General features: G+C 58.2%; 13 protein-coding genes, 1 other RNA gene and 1 pseudogene. 6 read left to right on the forward strand and 9 right to left on the reverse strand.

From position 1 onward, the window contains the following. Nucleotides 1-294 precede the first annotated feature (294 nt). The gene (locus FG99_RS01025; RefSeq protein WP_043266677.1) at nt 295-1,140 is read left to right on the forward strand and encodes a helix-turn-helix transcriptional regulator; all 846 of its coding nucleotides are present in this window, start codon (nt 295-297) and stop codon (nt 1,138-1,140) included. Between the two features lie 204 nt (nt 1,141-1,344). After that, nucleotides 1,345-1,905, forward strand: coding sequence for a recombinase family protein (locus FG99_RS01030; protein ID WP_043266679.1), 561 nt, complete (start codon nt 1,345-1,347; stop codon nt 1,903-1,905). Nucleotides 1,906-1,977: 72 nt separating this feature from the next. Here FG99_RS01030 and FG99_RS01035 read toward each other — a convergent pair whose 3' ends face one another. Genes FG99_RS01035 through FG99_RS01040 form a run of 3 tightly spaced genes read right to left on the reverse strand, consistent with a single transcriptional unit; the run spans nt 1,978 to nt 8,012 of the window. Further along, the gene (locus FG99_RS01035; protein WP_043266681.1) at nt 1,978-5,160 is read right to left on the reverse strand and encodes a type I restriction endonuclease subunit R; all 3,183 of its coding nucleotides are present in this window, start codon (nt 5,158-5,160) and stop codon (nt 1,978-1,980) included. A gap of 15 nt (nt 5,161-5,175) precedes the next feature. Continuing rightward, entirely contained in the window at nt 5,176-6,453 is a 1,278-nt protein-coding gene (locus FG99_RS30965; protein ID WP_081884542.1) for a restriction endonuclease subunit S, read from the reverse strand. Then, complete coding sequence (locus FG99_RS01040; protein WP_051878332.1) at nt 6,450-8,012, reverse strand: type I restriction-modification system subunit M; 1,563 nt, start codon at nt 8,010-8,012, stop codon at nt 6,450-6,452. Before FG99_RS01040 ends, FG99_RS30965 begins: the two co-directional genes overlap by 4 nt. A 1,671-nt stretch (nt 8,013-9,683) precedes the next feature. Between FG99_RS01040 and FG99_RS01045 the strand changes: the two genes are divergently transcribed. The 3 genes from FG99_RS01045 to rnhA all read left to right on the forward strand — a co-directional run bounded on the left by FG99_RS01045 (nt 9,684) and on the right by rnhA (nt 11,942). Next, entirely contained in the window at nt 9,684-10,304 is a 621-nt protein-coding gene (locus FG99_RS01045) for a hypothetical protein (RefSeq protein WP_043266682.1), read from the forward strand. A gap of 3 nt (nt 10,305-10,307) precedes the next feature. After that, nucleotides 10,308-11,252 carry a hypothetical protein gene (locus tag FG99_RS01050; RefSeq protein WP_254475830.1) on the forward strand — a complete coding sequence of 315 codons (945 nt, stop codon included), beginning with the start codon at nt 10,308-10,310 and terminating at the stop codon, nt 11,250-11,252. A gap of 204 nt (nt 11,253-11,456) precedes the next feature. Continuing rightward, nucleotides 11,457-11,942 carry a ribonuclease HI gene (gene rnhA / locus FG99_RS01055; RefSeq protein ID WP_043266684.1) on the forward strand — a complete coding sequence of 162 codons (486 nt, stop codon included), beginning with the start codon at nt 11,457-11,459 and terminating at the stop codon, nt 11,940-11,942. 72 nt (nt 11,943-12,014) lie between these two features. Here the strand turns inward: rnhA and FG99_RS01060 are convergent, their stop codons facing one another. The 3 genes and pseudogenes from FG99_RS01060 to ffs form a co-directional block, all read right to left on the reverse strand. Then, nucleotides 12,015-12,998 (reverse strand): site-specific integrase, encoded by a 984-nt coding sequence (locus FG99_RS01060; RefSeq protein ID WP_254475832.1) that lies wholly within the window; start codon nt 12,996-12,998, stop codon nt 12,015-12,017. Nucleotides 12,999-13,364: 366 nt separating this feature from the next. Further along, a pseudogene (locus FG99_RS33135) lies at nt 13,365-13,499 on the reverse strand (DUF6538 domain-containing protein); the annotation flags it as partial. A gap of 82 nt (nt 13,500-13,581) precedes the next feature. After that, an RNA gene (gene ffs, locus FG99_RS30970) (signal recognition particle sRNA small type) lies at nt 13,582-13,678 on the reverse strand. Between the two features lie 234 nt (nt 13,679-13,912). Between ffs and FG99_RS01065 the strand changes: the two genes are divergently transcribed. Beyond that, complete coding sequence (locus FG99_RS01065) at nt 13,913-14,287, forward strand: fimbrial protein (protein WP_009619420.1); 375 nt, start codon at nt 13,913-13,915, stop codon at nt 14,285-14,287. Between the two features lie 41 nt (nt 14,288-14,328). Here the strand turns inward: FG99_RS01065 and FG99_RS01070 are convergent, their stop codons facing one another. From FG99_RS01070 to ligA, 3 genes are read right to left on the reverse strand one after another with little or no spacing between them, the layout of a single operon-like run. Next, nucleotides 14,329-14,706, reverse strand: a complete 378-nt coding sequence (locus FG99_RS01070; RefSeq protein WP_043266688.1) for a cbb3-type cytochrome c oxidase subunit 3 — start codon at nt 14,704-14,706, stop codon at nt 14,329-14,331. 12 nt (nt 14,707-14,718) lie between these two features. After that, nucleotides 14,719-14,997, reverse strand: coding sequence for an HU family DNA-binding protein (locus tag FG99_RS01075; RefSeq protein WP_009619418.1), 279 nt, complete (start codon nt 14,995-14,997; stop codon nt 14,719-14,721). A 33-nt stretch (nt 14,998-15,030) separates the two neighbouring features. Then, a complete protein-coding gene (ligA, locus tag FG99_RS01080) occupies nt 15,031-17,415 on the reverse strand; it encodes an NAD-dependent DNA ligase LigA (protein ID WP_043266690.1) in 2,385 nt (794 codons plus the stop codon). Nucleotides 17,416-17,525 lie beyond the last annotated feature (110 nt).

A 17,525-nucleotide genomic window follows, 5' to 3' on the forward strand; every position in this document is an offset into this window, starting at 1 on the left:
GCGTGACGCGCATTTGGTTTAAGACACGCAGATTCTAGCAACAACCCCAAACCAATCGGAAGTCACCCTGGATCACCTCGGTGGATTACCTTTGGGTCACTTTTGGATCACCCAAGCGCGGCTAGTCCGGATAATTTTTGAGCAAAATTTTGAGGGCAAATAGCCCTAATGCACACCGAGCCCTCCCCCCCTCTGCCCCTACCCCCGCCGATAAATTCACCACCACCCACTTGCCAAAGGGTACCGAGCGAGAATACTCTTTTTGTGGGTAAACAACTCACAAAAGGAGTAAACATGAAAGGGGCTCTCAAAGCACGACGCGAAGAACTGCGACTCACCCAGAAGGCATTGGCAGAACTTCTAGGGGTATCTCAACAGACAGTCGCACGCTGGGAGGCCACAGATGAAATCCCCAGGAAGCATCTGAGGGACGTTGTGATCAAGCTCGGGATGAGTATTTCCGAATTCCTGAAGGACGACCCTGCGACTTTCGACGTTCCCACGATGAAATTCCCTGATGGCCCAATCGGAACTGTCCATTTTTCAGTCGGCAATCACTTGCTGAGCTACCCGACAGGCTGGTCCCAGGTCAATGGTCTTTTTCAACGACTGAGCAAAGATTATCTTCCGATGAAAAATTGGGAGTTCATCGAAACGCTCGATCAACGAGTCGTGTACATCAACACCCGCTCTCTAAATTCGATTCGCTGGGTCGACGAAGCCCAAGAAGAAATGCCGAGCTTTGAGCATGAGGAGGTATACCGTGCGGCCTCTGAACTGGCGCTGTCAGGGATACCTACCCAAGACGAAATCAATTCTGAGAGCTATCCGTACAGCAGGGAGCTAGTCGACCGCGCAAGCGCACTAATCCGTGAGAAAGGCGAAGAGCAGATCTACGGCTGGCTTCACAGAGCATCCTACATCCTTAGCGATGACTCCATCGGAAAGGCAAACGTATCCGAAAATCTGCTCTGGACCATGCATCTGCTCCTGATTGATGGGCTCGAGCAGAGGAAGTTTGTTGATCTGACCACATATGACGAATCCATAAAACTCGTCCCTGCTGAGCGCCTGAGCTTGCTAGAGCTGCCATACCTTGAAGTGGCCGCTGCACTGAAAAAAATCGAATCAGAGACCTAGCAAGCAGCGTTCGTCGCAATCGAGCTGCACTCTAGCCATCATCCCGCTGAGTGCAGCCTTGTATTTTTTGGGTACACCCTGGCGTTACACCACCCCACCCTCCGCCTCCCCCCGCCTTCACGTAACGTATGGGTTGACTTCAGGTTATGTGACACTGATATTTTAGTGACACACCCATTAGTTACACCAATAGGAGGCCTCGACATGGCAGACATTGCCTACCTGCGAGTAAGCAGCACAGACCAAGACACTGATCGACAGCTGGCGGATTCAGGCCTGGAGTTCCTCCGGGTTTTCAGCGACAAGGCGAGCGGGAAGGACGCCTCTCGTCCTGGCCTGACGGATCTGTTCAAGGCTGTTCGCCCAGGCGATACCGTCCACGTTCACAGCATCGACCGGCTGGCGAGAAACCTTCGAGACCTCTGCGACATCGTCCAAAGGTTGACCAGTGATGGAGTATCGGTTCGCTTCCACAAAGAGAACCTCACCTTCCGCCCGGATCAGGAAGACCCGTTCGCCAAGATGATGCTTCACGTCATCGGAGCATGTGCGGAGTTTGAGCGGGCGATGATTCGAGGGAGACAGGCCGAGGGAATTGCGAAGGCGAAAGCCAAGGGCATCTATAAAGGAAGGCCCGCGAGCATTGACGCAGCCCAGGTGGTGGAGCTACTGGACTCAGGACTGGGGGCAACTGAAGTGGCACAACGTCTGGGCATCAGCCGCCAGTCCGTCTACAGGCTGGCAAAGCAGGGAGCCACTGCCTGATTGCAGGAGGCGTCGATGACTGGTGGGGCGTATTTGTTTTTTCGCTCCACCATACCCCTCAAGGCACCAGTCTCACCGAACAGCCGAGTACACACTCTCACCAGCCCCGTAGTAACTCGTGAAGATATGATGGAAGGCTAGCTCGCACTTCTCGTTGTAGATGCCCTCGTCGTAGCTTTCAGGCAATCCACGGTCGAAGACAATCTCAAGGGTACGCCGCACATCACTCCTAGCCCTGTCCTTCTTGCGCCAATCGAGAACCAGCTTCTCGGACTTCAGTGTCTCCAGAAGCTCCTTGCAGACCTTCTTCACCTGCGCCCTTTCCTTCTCTGCAAGCTCAGGCACTGGCTTGGTCAGGATGTCGAACAGAGCCAGCTCTTCCTCCGAGAGGTTCTCGCGGATAGCCCGTTGATCCTCGATCTGCAGATCAGCAGTGAGTTCCAGCAACTGCTTGAAGAACACCTCAATGTTCAGGCTGCCTGAGTTATACGCATCGATCAGTTTCTGGAACTTCTCCATGAAGTCCTTACGAGTGGGGTTCTCGGTCAGCATGGTTTCCAGCTTCATGCTCAGCAAGGCCCGGAGCTTCTCGGCCTCGGTGCGCTTGCGCCCCTGATTGAACTTCTCCTTGAGTTTCTCGAAGTCGATCTTGCTGAGGTCATGCAATGGCTGATCATCGCCTTCCTTGATGATGTAAGGCACCGGAGCAATGGAACGATCCAGCAAATCCTCGACCTGCTGCATTACCTCGGAGATGTCGACGGGAGGAGCCAATGCCTTGATCTTCTGGGCAATGACAGAGATCAGCACAGCGTCAGGAGCAAGCTCATTGGCATCTGGATCAGGAAGAATCGCTCGATAGACCCGAGACACAATCCTGGCCTGACTCATGAAGCTGTTCTTGATTTCCTCATTGGCAATGAGTTGCTCAACAGCATCGTCTAGCTTGGCCACCTTCTCGAAGCCTTGAGCATCCTTGATGGCCTGTGCATTCACACCATGCTCGGACAGGAACGTGATCCCCCTAGCAAGCAGGTGCTTCAAGTACTCGACCAGCTCGGCTTTGTTCTTGATCGGCTCACCCTCACCACCTTCACCAGAAGAAGCCCCACCATAGATCGCCAAGGCTTCCTGCAGCTTACGGAAGACACCCACATAGTCGACGATCAGCCCCGCTTCTTTACCAGGATACTTCCGATTGGCCCGAGCGATGGTCTGCATCAGGGTGTGGTTCTTCATGGGCTTGTCGAGGTAAATGGTCGAGCAAGATGGCACGTCAAAGCCGGTGATCCACATGGCACATACGAAGACCAAGCGCAGGGGATCCTTCGAGTCCTTGAACTTCTCGCCCAGGTTCTCCTCGTTCATGCGCTTACGGTGCGGAAGAATGTCCAGCCCCTTGTCGGCTAGCTCCTTCACTTCGTTCTGGCTCTGGGAGACAACCACAGCCATATCGGTCGATGTCATCACCTGAATCTTGTGCTGCAACTCCTCCTGCTGCTCCTTGGGAGCCTTTGCGAGCTGAGCCTTCAGATCAGCTAGATACGTCTTCCAGTGATCTTGAACCTTGTTGTACATGCGGACGGCGGTGGCCTTGTCGATGCATACCAGCATGGCCTTGCCCTGGTAACCACGACCAACGAAGTGGTTCACCAGATCCTTGGCGATGGCCTCAAGGCGATCCTCTCGGGTGATCAGGTGGTACTCACGGGCGAAGACCTGCTCGACTTTGCGCTCCTGCTCCTCATCCAGCTCGGCCTCTTCGAGTAGCGCCGCCATGTCCTCGTTGAGGTTGTCGTTGATGAGCTGCATCTCGGGAATGCGGTTCTCGTAGTACAGCGGAACCGTGGCACCGTCAGCGATGGACTGGCCGAAGTCATAGACCGAGATGTAGTCACCGAAGACCTCTTTGGTCTTCTCTTCGCCAGCCATCAGCGGCGTCCCGGTGAAGCCCAGGAAGGCGGCATTGGGGAGTGCCGTCCTCATGTTCATGGCCAGGGTGTCGTACTGGGAGCGGTGAGCTTCGTCGGTGATGACGATGATGTCCTGGCGATCAGAGAGCTTCGGGTAGACCTCGCCCTTCTTGGTGCCGAACTTCTGGATCAAGGTGAAGACGTAGCGGTGATCTTCGCTGAGCAACTGCTTGAGATGAGCACCGCTGGTAGCATGTGCCTCGACCTCACCCACAGCACCTGTAGCGGCGAAGGTCTTGTAGATTTGCTCGTCCAGCTCGTTGCGGTCAGTGACGATCACGAACGTCCAGTTGCCTGGGATCTTGCGCAGGATCTTCTGAGCGAAGAAGACCATCGACAGAGACTTGCCTGACCCTTGGGTGTGCCAGAAGACACCCAGCCGCCCAGCCTGATCCTTGGGGCGATCCTTCGTACGCCAGACCTCAGCAATGGCTTTATTGACCCCGAGGTACTGGTGATTCTTGGCGATCTTCTTGATCACACCACCAGCCACGTCCTCGAAGACGGTGAAGTTCTCGATGATATCCAAGATCCGCGATGGCTCACCAATTCCCCTGATCGCCGTTTCAAGGGATACAACGCCTTTCTCCCCCTCATCGTTGATCCGCTTCCACTCGAACAGATGCTCCCAGGGCGAGAAGGTACTACCCACCACCGTCTGAGAGCCGTTCGACAGAATCAGCGCGCCGTTGTAGGTGAAGAGCTGGGGGATGACGGTGCGGTAGTCGGTGAGGTTGTCATCGTAGGCGGCCTTGAGCGTCTTATGCGTCGCCTTCAACTCGACGAACAACAACGGGATACCGTTCACGAAGCCAAGCAGATCAGTGCGTCGGGTGTGGTAGTCCCCCTTCACCCAGAACTGGGAGGCGAGGAAGAAGTCGTTCTCCTCAACATTGCCCCAGTCGATGACCTTGGCCACCTTGAGCGTGTTATGCCCGTACTCATCGTTAACCGAAACAGGCACCCCATCCTTTAGCAGCCGGTAGACCTCCTGATTGGCGTTGACCGGCAGCAGCTTGGAGCGATCTCTGGTCAATTCCTCGACCACCAGGTCGATGGCCTCACTAGGCAGATCAGGGTTCAGGTTGCCGAGCGCAGCCCGCAGACGCCCCTCCAGCACCACATCCTGCTGGGTCTGGCGACCTTCGCTGGAGGAACTACCGGTCCACTCTGCGTAGAGGTTTCCGGTTTCCCAACCGAGAGACTCGAACAGCGCGATGGCTGGCTGCTCGACCAACGTGTCCTCGGAATAGTCGTGCGAATGCGGTGCTGCTGGACTCATGCGCCTGAACTCCTTTTAGGTCGGCATGGGGATATCGGATACGTCGATCTCACCGGAGATTAGCTTGGGAAGGAGCAGGTCTCTCTGGGCTCGAAGGTTAGTGTTTTTCTCCACTAGCTTACGGCATAAGCGCATCAATGGGCTTGCTATAGCTAACCATGCTTCTTGAAGACCTTGATCCGGAAGCACAATTTGGAACTTTCTAAAGTCCTTCAGAATTATCCTGGGAATTGCAACACCAGAAACACAGCCTTTCATTCGAGCGATAGTTTCAGGGTGCCTAAGCAAACAAACCAAGAGATCCGACACAGACTTATTGGCCGGGCGAAGAATTGCAATTGATGACAACAAGACCAAATCCTGATCTTTCTCGACCGAAAAGATGTGCTTTAGGTAGCTTCCATCCTTCGCAACTAAAATATCGCCAACCATCGGCTTGCAATTATTCCTTACAAGCTCATCATAATCCGATTGAGATATCCTTCTGCACTTAGAGACATCAACACCCCAGTCATGCATGTCTTTAACCGAAGCCATGGGCATCCCAGTCTCTGCAGTTGGAGGGCTTTTATGTGCTCCATCAGTAATCAGGTCGCAGACTTCTTCTAACTTAACAACACCCCACCCTTCAGGAATCAACCCAAGCTCACTCTCCTTGAACTCCACCTCCTCGTGCCCCGGAAAGCGGAACTGAACGAACCACTCCTCATACAATCGCCGCGCCATTTCTTCGAGGATCTCGATGCGGCGCGTGTTGTTTTCGATGAGATCGTCGTAGCTTGTTATAACTATTGAAATCTTCTTCTGAACAGCCACAGGCGGCAACAAAAATCGAAATCGCTTAATATCCCTAGCGCTTATATGCGGGACATTGACGCCAGTTAGAATGGAGAGTACATAATCGGTAAATCCTGGACTTCCGATTATGCAACGCAGATAATCGGTCTGAAGGGTTTTAGCACCTCGCAGACGCGCGACACGTTGAACCAAGAGCGCAGGAGTGTCACTACGCTTAATCCTGGCATACTTCAATCCAGCGCTAATCCAGGGTCGATCCATCGCGAGAATTATGTCGCCTTCCCTAAGATGAAACGCATCGTATCTTTGGTAATCAGCAACAGGCCATCTTTTGGCCTTATCCCAGCGCAACTCTCCTTGAGCAACATTGTCGCCACGCAGTAAGCGCACATCGTTCTGATCGTCTGTATAACCCGCGCTTTTAAATGGATACCCCGCTACCAAGTCAACATAGTCTTCTAGATTAACCTCCTCCCAAGAAGTCTCTGCAGTCATGCGGATGCTCCATCTAGGATCACTGCAATGTTATCTGCGACTTTGGATTCAAGCTCTCGGGCTTCGGCATTCAGAATTTCCAACTCTTCAGCCAGTTCTTCTAATCGCTCTGTGAAGTCCACATCCTCGGCTTCCCTTGCAGCAGCCCCAACATACCGCCCAGGGTTCAGCGACCAACCCTGCGCCTCAATCTGCTCGCGAGTCGCTAGTTTGCAAAGCCCTGGCACATCCACGTAGCCGGCAAGCAGCCCTTTTTCAGCAAGCAACTCAGCGCTGCCTTGCTCCAGTTCCGGCGCTTCGCCTCGATAAAGCCGCACGATGTTGGCAATGAACTCGATCTGCTCAGGCTTGAAGTCACGGTGAGCCCTGTCGACTTGCCGGTAGATGTGACGAGCATCAATGAACAACACCTTATCTGCTCGCTCTGCATCATTCTCTTTAGCCCGGTCGAAGAACCACAGGGTGCAGGGCAGGGTCACGGTGTAGAAGAAGTTCGAGCTTACCGAGACGATCACATCAACAGCGCCGGTCTCGATGAGCTTCTGGCGGATCACTTGCTCGCTGCCTCGGGCATCACCCGCCGAGTTCGCCATGACGAAACCAGCACGCCCGCTCTTGTTCAGCGATGCGTAGAAGAGCTGGATCCAGAGGTAGTTGGCGTTGTCTGTCTTTGGTGGGCCAAAGGGGAACCGGAGATCTCCCTCCAGGCGCTCTTTGTCGACACCCGACATGTTGAAGGGGGGGTTGGCCATCACGAAGTCGAAGCGGCCGCCCTCACGTGTAACGGCTTCGTGAGGATCTTCGTAGTAGGTGTTCGCCACACGCACATCGCCAGAGAGGCCATGCACTGCCAGGTTCATCTTGTTCAGGTTGACGGTGACCTGCTCTTTCTCGGTGCCAAAGACCGAGATCTCCTCCATCGCCGTCTTGTGATGTCGCGTCACGAAGTCAGCCGAGTGGGTGAACATGCCGCCAGAACCGCAAGCTGGGTCGAAGATCCGCCCGTGGTAGGGCCCGATGATTTCGACGATCAGCTTCACGATTGACTCGGGAGTATAGAAGACGCCGCCTTTCTGGCCTTCCTTCAACGCGAAGTTGCTCAGGAAGTACTCATAGATCTTGCCGAACGCATCGCCGCTAAGGTCAACCGGACCGAGCAGCTTTATGAGTTCCAGAAGAACCTTGTTACCAAGCTGGATGTAGTTCCGGGGCAGCGCGCCTCTGAGACCGATGTTCTCTTCCTCGATGGCCTTCATCGCATCGTTGACGGCAAGACCGATAACATCGCCTTCGGTGAGGGTCTGCAGGTAAGAGAAACGAGCCTTCTCAGGAAGGAAGATGACGCCCTCAGCGAGATAGTCGTCCTTGCTGACCTTACGGCGGCCTCCAGAACCAATTGGCCCCAGCTTTTCTTCAGCCGCGGCATACATCTTCTCGGCATACCGCAGGAAGATCAGCCCCAGGACGGGGACCGAAAACTCAGAAGGCTTCAGCCCGGTGTTAGCCCATAGTTGGTCGGCCACAGCCCACAACCGCTTTTCTACATCTCCGCTGACCAACGCACATCTCCAATCGCAGCCAAAAACGTGCGCGGAGCTTACTACAGCAGGGGATCGTTCCGTCAGAAGCACGCAGCCCCAGCGAGGCTGGTACAAGCTCCGCCTGAGACACATTCCATTGGCCATCAGGCAGGATTAAACGGCCCCGCGACGCATTGCAGCATCCCCACCAAGACTCCGTCGTGCCTGTACGAAGGCCTCACGCTCAGCTCTCTCAGCCACCGGCACCGTGCGATGCAAGTTCGCAGCAAGATCGACGACGTTCGAAAAGGGCGCACTTATGGAGGAGAAGGCTCTTCCACGATCAAGGCAGAAAGCGCCCCCACGGACACCTTCGCTGCCGATGACATACCGCTACTTTGAGCTTCAGGCATGTAGAACCGATAAACGCATCCGACTACTGGATGGCAGTTCGACGGAAGAGAACCTGACGTTGCTGGCTGGGGAGGTGATGGCCCCCGGTCGAGGCATGGCTACCTGTTGATCTGACAGGGTGATAGTGGATGGCAAAGAACAACTAAAGATTGATCTACAGTCACTTCCTTCACCAATACCTTCATCCCATAACCTTCCTTGAGATGAAACCCTTGGGACTCAATCATCAAGCTGTACTTGTGGACCACCAAAGCTAATCCGATAGGTTCGCCGCAAGTTCAACTTGATGCACTCCGCTCAACGAGGTCGAGACCAGTTTCGAGGTTGAGTGTGGAATTGACGAATCCAACCCCACCGAGCCATCCGACAGAAATCACCGTCAGGTCCTCGTGTCGGGAATTGTCTGCAACCGCCATCTTCATCAACCACGGCCTTCACCCCAACCCAAAGGTCCAGCCTAAGTTGCCTCTATAGGCACCCCTTTCAGCTCCCCTGCTATCGCTGCATCACATCAGCCACCGCCCCAGCCAAGTAGCCACCTAGGAACCTACTTCGCCCAGGCCATGGCCCGTGCGTTGCTCAGATAACGGGGGAGCCATCGTTCCGCCAGGAACATCCCTTCGCAACAAACCGCAGCTTCCCTTGCTGCCTCGTTCAAACCCAGCCCGTTTTGTCCAGCCGTTCGAGCCGTCCATGTTTCCCAAGTAGGTGGGAGCTGGTGGCGTGGACGGAAGGGACTCTGACGGCTGCACAAAGAGGAATACCTACACCATGAGGTTACATATTGCGACCGAGCTTCTACCTGAGCTGATCCAGCTCCACTTGCAACTGGAGGCAGCCTGAACATGCGGCTTATAGAAATGCTCTTCGTCATCGCAGCGACCCTTTGGCTCGTCATGCCGCTGGCCTACTTGCTTCTCATCCAGCTCACACTGGGCGTGAAGCTTACCGTGCGGAATAAGACATCTCGCGGAGGCAATGAGCATCAGGGTAGTAGCCAGTTCCGGGCCAGTTCGGATTAGGGCGCACTTAAGGAGAACAAGGCTTTGAAACCAGGGGTTGCACTACGACCAGCAATCCCTGTCCTCTGTTTTTAGCCCCCAGAGTTGTAACGACAACGCCGCCTGTTTTTCCCCGAGATCGGCCCCGTCTCATCTTTGAGACTGGAATCTACCTCTAGCCCAATAACTCCGGGGCCAGTAACCGCCCTTCTATATAAGGAAGGAGATTCTCGCCCTTCCTGCAACCCCCTGATTCAGCAAATACCACCACAGAACTCCGAAGGAGAATGTCGCCATGATTCTCTCGTTCATCCATTCGTCATCAGAAAAAGTTGATCTGCCGCTATGCGTTCCCGTGCGGACACGGGACGGTCTCTACGCCATCGACCCTGAAACAGGGTGTGTCATTGATCAGCAGGTAACGACTGGTGCGCTCTCGCGGCGTCACATCAAGGCACAGGTTGGGATCGATACGCGTTTCCCCACCGAAGCAAGAAACCCTGAAGAGCTGTTCGAAGCCATATCCGTTCATGACCCGTATCTTGCAGACCTCAACATTGAGTACGACCGGCTTCTTGGACTGCTTGATGCCGGACACTCTGTCCTGGCGGTCAAGGTCTTTCGCTTCATCTGCGAGCGACTCGATGGTTGGAACTACTGGTTCGGTCGAGTAGCTGAACTGCTCACCGAGTTCGATGAATGCGGTCGAGCGAGCGTCTATCGGGCTTGGTCTTCGCTTCAGCCGATGCTGGTTAGAGCTGAGCCCGTCCGCAACCTGGGAACGCTAAGGGTGCGCGTCAACCCTTGGTACGCATGGCGAGGCGCCCGATACCTCCAGACTTCAGCAATCAGTAACTGGTATGCGGCAGCCGCTGTGCAGTTGTCCTCGATTGAGCAAGAAGTGATGGAGGGCTGATCGATGAAGCATGAGCAGATGAAACTGGGGGATTCACCCTGCAAAGCCAAGCAGCGCATCGCCGACGACATACGCCAGCGGGTGCTCGATCTGCGCCGGAGTCATTCCCTCCGCGAGGTTGCTGCAATGACCGGGCTGTCGCTCGGAACAGTGAAAACCCTGGTTTCACGATCTGGGAACTTCCGCGATAACGCCAAGCACCGAGAGCTGTTCAGCTTACCGCCGATCCGCGAGAGCGAAGAATCCCTGCCAAGTGTGCCGGAGTTGCCGCCCCAAGAGATCGTCACCGGAGATAGAGAGATAGACGCAGTTCTGTGGCTGCATCGGGTGATCGACACTGGCAATGCTGCATTGATTGAGCGGGCTATGGAAGGCGCCAAGAAGATTAAGACACCTCTGCCAGTCTTGCAGCAGCGTTATAAGCAGTACTTGATTGATGCATACCCTGACGAGCCGTTGGCTGCTTTGGGGGCGTATGGGTTCTGTGATTTGGAGAGACTTGCAATCGCAGCAATCGAGCGTCAACGACTGCAAGTCGAGGCTATTGCTCGATTCGGGGACAGGCTCATGAGTGATACGCCCGCTGAAGCGTTCTGTGTAGAAGTGTTGGCCGGGCTGGAGTTCACTGGAACTCACCCTCCGTTTGATGAGGCTTCTGTGGCTGAGCGTTTCAAGGCCCACCCTGAGCTGATACCTCAGACTCTGGCCGACTGCCTACACGAACTGAAGTATTGGGAGCACCTTCATGGGCTTAGGAGCGCATCGTGCAAGGAATATTGCCAGCCGCTTGAGGAGGCGTCTTCGCGGGAGTGGTTCGTGTTCGGCCTACTGGCTGAAATCCGCCCGCGAGACAGAGAAGAGGCCAAGGCTGTCTTCCGCTATCTGATTGAGTGTGGACGGCGTGATGTGATCGGGGCTGATTCAATCCTCGAAAACATCATCAGGTAACCCTACCGACTTCCAAGCCTTTATAGACGCATTGCCAGACGCGCCTCTGGTTTCCCTCCCTGCAGTTTCGCCACTGCATTTCAATCAACACCAGCCCGTTTAGTCCTGCCGCTTGTGTCCGTCTGCGCCGCCCTATGTGGTGGGCGCTGGTGGGCGTAGGCGGTGGCGACCACAGGCGGCAGAACTAAGAGGAAATCCACATTCATGCAACAGCAACGCATCATCCAGATCTTCACCGATGGCGCTTGCCTTCATAACGGCCAACCTCAGGCCCGTGGAGGCTGGGCAGCAATTCTCCGCAACCCTGAGGGGCAAACGAAAGAGATCGCAGGGCCGCTCGAAGGTAACCAGCAGACCAACAACCGGGCCGAACTCACGGCAGTGATCAAGGGACTGAAATCCCTGAAAGTCCCTGCATCGGAGGTCGAGGTAGTGACTGACAGCAAATACGTGAAGAACGGCTGCACATCCTGGCTCCCAAAATGGAAGCAGAACGGCTGGCGAACATCAGATCGCAAGCCCGTAGCCAACTCTGATCTCTGGCAGGTTCTCGACCAGTTGCTGGAAAGGCACAAAGTTCACTTCACCTGGGTACAAGGCCATAGCGGGCATCCCGAGAACGAGCGAGCTGATGCCTTGGCCCAACGAGCAGCCATGGGCGAGCACGTCCAGCGGTATAGCAACGAGTGACCTCAGGCGCCCGAAACTCCACCTAGCCGCAGTCGGCCCTGCACCTGCCTCGCCATCCCTGCCAGCTTGCGATCAACGCAGCCACTGCTCAGCATCGAAGTCGACCATCTCCACCACCGGGGCCAACACCTCGGGCCGGAAGTCCTTTCCGTAGCGGCTGAAGGTGATTCCCCCCGTCTGGTGCCCCAGCAGTCCGCCCACGAGTGCCTCGCTGACGCCCTTCTGCTTCAGATGATCCGCAACGGTGTGACGGAAGCTGTGGAAGTCCTTCTGCTCCTCCCCGTCCTTGAAACCCAGCTGCTCTCGAACCCGAGTGAACCACTTCGAAGGAGCAGCGCTGTAGCCATGCTTCTTGTGGCAGGTCAGTTCAGGGAAGACACGAGCGTGTCCCGCAACACGTTGCTTCTGGATGAACTCCAGGAAGCCCATCGCCTTCAGCTTCGAGTGGATGGGCACCAGGCGTTCAGAGGATGCAGTCTTCAGCTTCTGGTCAGGGCGCGATGCGCGGAAATGGATGCAGTCCACTCCGTTGATGGTAACCACGTCATCGAGGTACAGCTGACATAGCTCGTTGAGGCGAGCACCCGTGTAGAGACCAAGCAGAGGCAGCCAGTACTGGTTGGGCTTCTTCGTATGAACCGAGGTGTAGATCTCCTTCGAGAACAACCGCCGGAGATCCTCCTCGGTGAATACGCTTCGATCCTCGCTGACCTTGCCACGCTGCTTCACGCGCAAACCATCAAAGGGATTCCGCTCGCAGTATCCCTCTCGAATGGCATAGCTGAAGAACGTGGTCAGGTTCTTCACGTAGTTGTTGAAGGTGGTGAGGCTGATGGTGGCGGTTGCTTCCTTGATGATCGTCTCTATGGATTGATTCTTGGGAAGCTGGTTGATCCTGGGAGGCAGCTTGAGGGCGGTCTCCTGGAATCTGCGGGCATCCTTCCGGGTGATCAGGTCAATTGGCAGATCCCCAATGATCCGCACCAGGAGCAAGGCAACTGCTCGCTTGTCATCGAGCGTCTTGGAAGAGACTCCTTCCCTACCCTGCTGCTTCAAGCACTCCTCGACCACCTTGGAGAAGCTAGGAGACGAGCTGGGAGCATCCGGCACCAATCCCACACCTTGATCGGAAGATGCTCGTGTAGAGGCTCTGCGGGGCTTCTGAGGGCTGCCGATCACTTCACCTTGCACTACTTCAGCGTTCGCTATGGGCTGCCCCTGCGGGGGGACGCCAGAAGCGATCCAAACCAGCTGCTGCTGACGAAGCCACGAGGCCCAACTGGCGACTCGCTTTCCGCCCGCCTCCCAGGCACCACGCAGTTGATCAAGGGAAGGCCGAATGCCTTGAAACGCTCGGACATAGAGCTGCTGGACTTGAAGCAGCAACTCTCGGCCACGGATCAGGGCTTCACGCTTACAGCGCGTCTGAAGGGATCTGCGGATCTCGGTGCGACAGAAAAGCGGGCGTATGACTTCGGGCACAACGATCCGGAAATAGAAGATCGAGTGTCGGGAACGCCAGAGGTAGGACGGTAGAGAGTTGCTACTGGAAGGCACGATTGGATCACCCTTTGGATCACTAGCGCGCCAAAGAGCAAAAAACCGTCGAGATTCAAGAAGAAAGAACAAATGGAGGCGGCCCCGCCAGCCACACCCCGGCACACGATGTCACCGCTGCGGCTGCTCCCTTCCGGGCCTGACCGGGTTCACGGCTGATCGTTGCGGGGGGACCGACAGGGCCACCATAACGAAGCCCGCCTAGGTGGCGGGCGGCGACATTGTACCGAGCCCAGCGCAAGTTACAAGCACTTCAAGCACTTACCGGTGAATTCCGCGATGGCATACACATAAATAGCATTTTGATATCACTTTGCTCCGCGACATGATGGCACACTGCCATGGCACTGGTGAGGTGGAGGGGAAGGACTCCCCCTCGGCGCTTCAGCCCTCAACGCTTTGGGAGAATTCCGATGATCAAGTCTGCTTTCGCTGTTCTGGCCCTGGGCCTGTCTCTCTCTTCCACTGCCTTCGCCAATGGCGGCACCATCAGCTTCAGCGGGCATGTCTACTCGCCGCCGTGCAAGATCATCGACTTCACCAGCCAGGCCAGCACGCAACAGGCACGCCTGGACCTGGCCGGCTGCGGCGAGACCTCGCGCCTGTCGTTCAGCGAACCGTCCGGGCAGGAAGCGGCCCGCCAACTGGCGGTGACCGACCTGGACGGCCGCAAGGTCGACCTCGGCGCCGAGAACGAGGCGCAGGACGGCGGCATGAACCTGGTGCTGCGCAACCTGGACGGCCGCAGCAGCGGGCGGCCGCTGATGCTGAACATCACCTACCTCTGAGTTTCCCCTCCCCCACTCGCCCGGCGGCGTGGGGGATAGCCTCATTCGGCGCGGATCATGCCGCCGGGAATCGGCTGGGTGGAGACCTCCAGGTTCGGCCCCAGGTAGAGGTCGCTCTTCTCGAAGCCGGGCCGGCTACTGAAGCTGGCGTACTTCTCCTGCCCGCGGTGGAAGGTGAAGGCCACGCGGTAGTCGCTGCCGCGCAGCAGGCGCAGCGGGAAGTTCAGCACGGCGCCCGGCTGGATTTCCCCGGAGAGGGTTTCCTCGCCGTTCTCCTTGAAGCTGTAGCTCGCCGGCGCGCTGGCGTTGGCGTCGTAGTGCAGCTGGATCTGCGGACGCTCGGTCCAGGCCACGTAGAGGGCGAACAGCAGGACCAGGGCGATCAGCCCCGCGAGCCGCTGCTTTCTAGCCTTGTCCATCGCCGCCTCCGGTCAGTTGAGGCTGTCGGCCAGGGCCTTGGCCGGGACGAAGCGCACCACCTTCTTCGCCGCGATCTCGATGCTCTTGCCGGTCTGCGGGTTGCGCCCGGTGCGCGCGGCGCGCTCGCTGACCTTGAGCTTGCCGATGCCCGGCAGGGTCAGCTCGCCGTCGTTCTCCAGGCTGTCCTGGACGATCTGCGCCAGTTGCTCGAACACGCCACGCACCGAGGCCTGGGTCAGGTCGAGGGACTCGGCGATGTCGCGTACCAGTTGTTCCTTGGTCATTGCCATGTGTTGCTTCTCCGAATGGTCTTGGGAATGGGTTCAGGCGTTCAGGCCGTGGTCGGCCAGCAGCTTCAGCAGCCCCTCTTCGTCCATCACCGCCACGCCGAGTTCCTGGGCCTTGGCCAGCTTGGAACCGGCGCCGGGGCCGGCCACCACGCAATGGGTCTTGGCCGACACCGAGCCTGCGACCTTGGCGCCCAGGCTTTCCAGCTTCTCCTTGGCGACGTCGCGGCTCATGGCCTCCAGGGTGCCGGTGAGCACCCAGGTCTGCCCGGCCAGCGGCAGGCCCTCGGCCTGCTTCTTCTCGCTCGCCCAGTGCATGCCGAACTCGCGCAGTTGCTCCTCGATCTCACGGGTGCGCTTGGCATTGCCGGCGTCGTCGAAGAACTCGCGCAGGCTCTTGGCCGCACGCTCGGGCAGGCGCTCGACCTGGCGCAGGTCGAGCCAGTCGGCGTGGATGATGCCTTCCAGCGAACCGAAGCGGCTGGCCAGCTTTTCCGCGCCGGTGGCGGCGATGAAGGGGATGTTGAGCTTGTCGATGAAGCCGGCCAGGGTGGCGCAGGCGGCGAACTCGGCAGCCACCTCGCCCTCCTCCTGCAACTGCACGCCGTGCTCGGCGTCGAGCAGTTCGGCGATCACCTTGCGGTTGTGCTCGTCGGCGAAGAAGTTGTGGATCTCGTAGGCCACCTCGGCGCCGACGTCCGGCAGGTAGGTCAGCACTTCCGGCAGGGCCTTCTGGATGCGCGCCAGCGAACCCAGGGCGCGGGCCAGCAGCTTGGCGGTCTCCTCGCCGACGTCGGGGATGCCCAGGGCGTAGACGAAGCGCGCCAGGCTCGGCCGGCGGCTGTCGGCGATGGATTTGAGCAGCTTGTTGCTGGACACCTCGGCGAAGCCTTCCAGCTCGATCACCTGCTCGTAGGTCAGGCGGTAGAGGTCGGCCGGCGACTTGACCAGGCCCTTGTCCACCAGTTGCTCGACGATCTTGTCGCCTAGGCCGTCGATGTCCATGGCCCGGCGCGAGACGAAGTGGATGATCGACTGCTTGAGCTGCGCCTGGCAGAACAGGCGGCCGACGCAGCGGTAGATGGCGCCTTCGCTGACCGACTCGCGGCCCTTGGCGCGCTTGACCAGTTGCGTGCGCTCGACCTGCGAGCCGCATACCGGGCAGGTCTCGGGAATGTGCACCGGGCGCGCGTCGGCCGGGCGGCGTTCGACGACCACCTGCATCACCTGCGGGATCACGTCGCCGGCGCGGCGGATGATCACGGTGTCGCCGATCATCAGGCCCAGGCGCGCCACTTCGTCCATGTTGTGCAGGGTGGCGTTGGACACGGTGACGCCGGCCACCTGCACCGGCTTCAGGCGCGCCACCGGGGTCACGGCGCCGGTGCGGCCGACCTGGAATTCCACGTCGAGCAGTTCGGTGAGCTCCTCGCGGGCCGGGAACTTGTGGGCGATGGCCCAGCGCGGCTCGCGGGCGCGGAAGCCCAGTTCGCGCTGGAAGTCGATGCGGTTGACCTTGAACACCACGCCGTCGATCTCGTAGGCCAGGCTGTCGCGGCGCTCGCCGATGTCGGCGTAGTAGTCCTGGCAGCCCTTCACCCCGCGGGCCAGCTTCAGCTCGCGGCTGACCGGGATGCCCCAGGCCTTGAAGGCTTCGAGGATGCCGATCTGGGTGTCCGGCAGGCTGCCGCCCTCGACGCGGCCGAAGCCGTAGGCGCACAGCTCCAGCGGGCGGCTGGCGGTGATCTTCGGATCGAGCTGGCGCAGACTGCCGGCCGCGGCGTTGCGCGGGTTGGCGAAGGTCTTGGCGCCGGCCGCCATCTGCCGGGCGTTGAGCGCCTCGAAGCCGGCCTTGGACATGAATACCTCGCCGCGCACTTCCAGCACCGCCGGCCAGCCCTCGCCGTGCAGGCGCAGGGGGATGTTGCGCACGGTGCGCACGTTGGCGCTGATGTCCTCGCCGGTGGTGCCGTCGCCGCGGGTGGCGCCGCGGGTCAGCCGGCCGTTCTCGTACAGCAGGCTGACCGCCAGGCCGTCGAGCTTGGGCTCGCAACTGTAGTCCACCTCGGCGCCGCCGCCGAGCAGGTCGCCGCCCGGCAGCAGGTCGGCCAGGCCTTCGCGCACGCGGCGGTCGAAGTCCAGCAGGTCCTGTTCCTCGAAGGCGTTGCCCAGGCTGAGCATGGGGATTTCGTGGCGGATTTCGCCGAAGGCCGAGGCGGCGGCCCCGCCCACGCGCTGGGTCGGCGATTCGGGGGTGACCAGGTCGGGGTGCTCGGCCTCCAGTTCCTTGAGTTCGCGGAACAGGCGGTCGTACTCGGCGTCCGGCACGCTGGGCTCGTCGAGCACGTAGTAGCGGTAGTTGTGCGCGTCCAGCTCGCTGCGGAGCTGGGCGATGCGTTGGGCGGCGGTCTGGGTGGTCATAGAAGAAGCCATAAGCGAAAGGCTGGAAGCTGGAAGCTGGAAGCTGAAAGCCAAAAAGCAAAGCCGGAAGGACAGGGGTCGCTTCCGGCTTCGGGCTTTAGGCTTCCAGC

The sequence above is a fragment of the Pseudomonas sp. AAC genome, assembly GCF_000725445.1.
GTDB classification, from domain to species: Bacteria; Pseudomonadota; Gammaproteobacteria; order Pseudomonadales; family Pseudomonadaceae; genus Pseudomonas; species Pseudomonas citronellolis.